This is a genomic window from Pseudomonas brassicacearum, assembly GCF_003732265.1.
GTDB lineage: Bacteria > Pseudomonadota > Gammaproteobacteria > Pseudomonadales > Pseudomonadaceae > Aquipseudomonas > Aquipseudomonas brassicacearum_D.
In genome coordinates this window covers 1-653 of the sequence record NZ_MOBK01000414.1, presented here as the reverse complement: position 1 = coordinate 653, position 653 = coordinate 1, and the positions used below count along the sequence as shown (strand labels likewise).

At 57.7% G+C, this 653-nt stretch carries 1 pseudogene; it reads right to left on the bottom strand.

From position 1 onward, the window contains the following. Positions 1–514: pseudogene (locus tag BK660_RS32000) on the bottom strand (hypothetical protein); the annotation flags it as partial. Positions 515–653: the final 139 nt, after the last annotated feature.

Sequence of the window (653 nt, the reverse complement as noted above, 5' to 3'; positions counted from 1 at the left end):
TGCTCAACACGGTGTTTTTCAGATCAAGGTAATCGTGCAGGACTTGCAGGCCCATGGTCGGCGTGTAGAGACAGGCGTCGGCATGACTGATCATCAACGATCCCGCGAGTTCGACGTAGTTGGGTTCGTACTCCCACAGGCGCACACTCTCGATGGTTGGACGGCGGGCCGGCACGTCGGTGGGTTTGATCATGTGATGCAGGGTGGCGAACTGTGTGGCGTCGATGATCCCGGTTTCGCGTTTGATCAGCAGTTCGGCGCGCGCCTGTTCCTCCAGCACCGCGCTGAAAAACGTGCGGCGCACAGATCCCGAAACGGCGGGTGCACTCCAGTATTTTTCCATTTCGCCAAACAGCAACACCGGGAGCTTGTCCGAGGCTAGCTTGAGCGCGGCTTCCCAAATGGCGTGGTCTCCGGGGACAGAGGTGTGCCCGGGATTGATGAATTCGTGCAACTGGTCGACTGGCCATTTCTGGTGCCGATAGTACATAAGCAGGGCTTCGCTCAAGCTCATTGATGCGTGCCAATGCCTGCTCGTTGTCGGCGCGGAACCGCTGTCATCGCTGAGCGCGTCGGTATAAAAATTCACCCGGGTCTGCGCCTGACGTACGTCGGGAAAATTCACCTCTAGCAGGTCATCAAGGATTGTTTCC